The 2,880-nt window shown below is 56.6% G+C and carries 3 protein-coding genes; 2 read left to right on the top strand and 1 reads right to left on the bottom strand.

The window, feature by feature from the left end:
- Positions 1-53 precede the first annotated feature (53 nt).
- Positions 54-1,133 (top strand): Gfo/Idh/MocA family protein, encoded by a 1,080-nt coding sequence (locus Z052_RS13955; RefSeq protein ID WP_099289133.1) that lies wholly within the window; start codon positions 54-56, stop codon positions 1,131-1,133.
- 40 nt (positions 1,134-1,173) lie between these two features.
- On the top strand, positions 1,174-1,971 hold the full coding sequence (locus Z052_RS13960) for an IclR family transcriptional regulator (protein WP_099289134.1): 798 nt from the start codon (positions 1,174-1,176) through the stop codon (positions 1,969-1,971).
- A gap of 301 nt (positions 1,972-2,272) precedes the next feature.
- Here Z052_RS13960 and Z052_RS19805 read toward each other — a convergent pair whose 3' ends face one another.
- Complete coding sequence (locus Z052_RS19805; protein WP_158228691.1) at positions 2,273-2,476, bottom strand: hypothetical protein; 204 nt, start codon at positions 2,474-2,476, stop codon at positions 2,273-2,275.
- Positions 2,477-2,880: the final 404 nt, after the last annotated feature.

The raw sequence follows: 2,880 nt of genomic DNA on the forward strand, positions 1-2,880 counted from the left end.
CTAGGCGGCAAAACAAGGCAAACGTTAATCAAGACGCGAATGTATCTGTGGGTATGACCAGCAAACCGATGCACGTCGGGCTCGTCGGCCTGGGTCCACACGGGACCAACCACGCCGACATCCTTCAGTCAATGGGCCACCGCATCTCCAGTGCCGGCGCAGATACGGAGTACTGTGAGAGGTTCGAGCAGCGGTTCGACGGTCCGACGTACAACGCCCCAGACGAGTTGTACGAGCAGGACCTAGACGCCGTCATCGTCTCGACGCCCAACAAGTTCCATGAGGCGGTCGCTGTTGACGCGCTGCGGGCAGGGTTCGACGTGCTAATCGAGAAGCCGTTGGCCCACAACGCGGACAGCGCGGAGCGTATCGCGTCAGCCGCCCGCGAGACGGACAACCTGTGCACGACTGGGTACTCGAACCGGTTCGTGAACGGGTTCCGAGTTCTCAGGAAGTACGCCGAAACAGGGTACTTCGGCGACATCGTCCACGTGAACGCGAGCCATGTCCGTCGTCGGGGCGTGCCAGGACGGGGGAGCTGGTACACTTCGGCAGATATCGCCGGCGGGGGTGCGCTGATAGACATCGGGGCCAGCCTGTTTTCGCTGCTGCTCCCGCTCGTGGAGTGGGCAACACTGGAGGAAGTGGACGCTATCACCCGGTCTGAGTTCGGCGACCGAACCGATTACAGCTACCTGCAGATGTGGGGTGAAGACGCCGACGGCGGAGTGTACGATGTCGAAGATTCCGTCGAGACGTTCTGCCGGTTCGACGGGGGCGTCTCGGCGTCCGTGGAGGTGGCCTGGGCTGCCAACGCCGAGTCGCGGCACGTTTACGAACTCCAGGGTACCGATGCTGGGGGGCGGCTCACGATGCCGAACCGATACGAGGACTCGCGGAACGGCAAGTCGGGCGTCGAACTCGAACTGTTCGAGACGCGGTCCAAGGCGGTCGACCACTTCGTCGATTCTACGGTCACGGTTCCCGCAAACGACCCGTATCGGGACGAGTTGGACGCGTTCCTGTCGGTCGTCGAACGCGGTGAGCGCCCTGAGGTCAACGACATCGACGAGGCCCTCCAAGTTCAGCACGTGCTGGACCGGGTCTACGAGGCGAGTTCCCGTTTGGCCTGACCACCGGGGATATTTATCCCTCGACAAATAACGCACAGGTATGACTTTCGAACCAGAAGACACAGACGGACAAACGATCGGATCGGTCGGGAAGGCACTTGACATCGTGGAACTGGTCAGGGAACTCGAACCGGTCGGTGTCACCGAACTGGCGACGGAACTTGGGCGCTCGAAGAGCAGCATACACCACTACCTCGCTACCCTCGCCGAGCGGGGGTATCTAGAGCGAGACGACAATAAATATACATTGGGGTTGCGTTTCCTCACGTTCGGTGGGACCGCGCGTGAGCGCGAGCACCTATTTCAACTCGGAAAGGCGGACGCCGACGACCTCGGAGACGAAACGGGTGAGAAGGTCCGTCTCATCGTTGAACGGGATGGGTACGGAATCACGTTATACCAGACAACCGGCGACCGCGTTGAGGAGACGTATACACACGTCGGAAGCACCGAGGAGCTGTACTGTACGGCGGCCGGGAAGGCGTTTCTCGCGAGCGTCCCGCAGCGGGAACTCGACGACTACATCGGCGAAAAGAACCTTCGGTCGCGCACCGCCAATACGATTACCAGCGAGACCGACCTTCGGGCGGAACTAGACCGGATACGCTCGAGCGGCATCGCATTCGACGACCGGGAGTACTATGAGGACGTCCGCTGTGTCGCTTCGCCTATCACCCGCAGTGACGGCTCGCTGGTGGGAATGTTCAGCGTCTCCGCGCCCATCGACCGGATGCCTGAGAACCGGTTTCGCGGGGAGATACCGAACAAGATCCAGAATACGGTCACCGTCGTCGAAATCAACACGACCTACTCCGGGTGGACTGATTCGGGGTCTTAAGCGGGTAAAGAATACTTTCGGCTCCGAGACAGAGCCAGAGTTTCATTATATTAAACTCACTCCAGTACTACACGCGGGATTTGTCGGGCCGTGGATAACTACATAACACAAGTACATGTGTTATTCAGGATGGTGTCGATACCATTCGTCTTTAGTTAAGAGAGAAACTGCGGTACAGCGAGGGGATCAGATGGTAGAGAGCAGGCTTCTATTCGCCTAAGTTGGTGTCGATATTAATAGAGTCAATCTGTGATTTCGGATAACGCTCTAAGAAGCTCGTACACTGAGTGTACGGACTTCTCTACGAGTTAGATTGTTTCCTATTCTGGATAACTAGTTCTGGGGTCTTTTCTATTCTCTCTTCATCATTCTGCAAATATGCTGTGAGGATTGATTCAACGATCTCGGAGCGGCTTGCTCCGAGATCTGAGCACTCATCGACGAGTGTATCGAGCTCTTCGACGAGTTCAGTTCGTACGGAGACGCCCATTTTGGTTCTGCTCATGATCTTAGACGCTTTCAAAAATACGTACACCGAGTTCACGGTAAGCTTATCGGCTTATTCTAATTCGAGTCAAAATGTTATCATAATAGATCGCAGTCGCTACTTGCGCAGCGAAGTAATCGTGCTGCCGTCTTGCGATTCCTTAACTAAAGACGAATGGTGTCGATACATTTACTCGGACCCACTCCCCCGCAATGTACCCCGTACGCCGGCAGCGCCCACTGAATGTAGCTTCAATTCTGTCCTGACTGCTGTGTTGAATAGCGATCTAATCGACTAGTATCACGGGGTAAAAGGACGGAGCCGAGGAAATCGATTCTGTCCATGGAAGTCGATCTCTTCGACTTCGTTGAGCAGTGTCGGCACCTAGTCAAACAAGCGTTGGGGAAGCACGCGGGCGAGCC

The sequence above is a fragment of the Halorubrum sp. C191 genome (assembly GCF_002727095.1).
Lineage (GTDB): Archaea > Halobacteriota > Halobacteria > Halobacteriales > Haloferacaceae > Halorubrum > Halorubrum ezzemoulense.

Excerpts from the sequence above, each read along its gene's own strand:
- Z052_RS13960 (WP_099289134.1), top strand. The coding sequence starts at position 1,174 with ATGACTTTCGAACCAGAAGACACAGACGGACAAACGATCGGATCGGTC.
- Z052_RS19805 (WP_158228691.1), bottom strand. The coding sequence starts at position 2,476 with ATGAGCAGAACCAAAATGGGCGTCTCCGTACGAACTGAACTCGTCGAA.
- Z052_RS13955 (WP_099289133.1), top strand. The coding sequence starts at position 54 with ATGACCAGCAAACCGATGCACGTCGGGCTCGTCGGCCTGGGTCCACAC.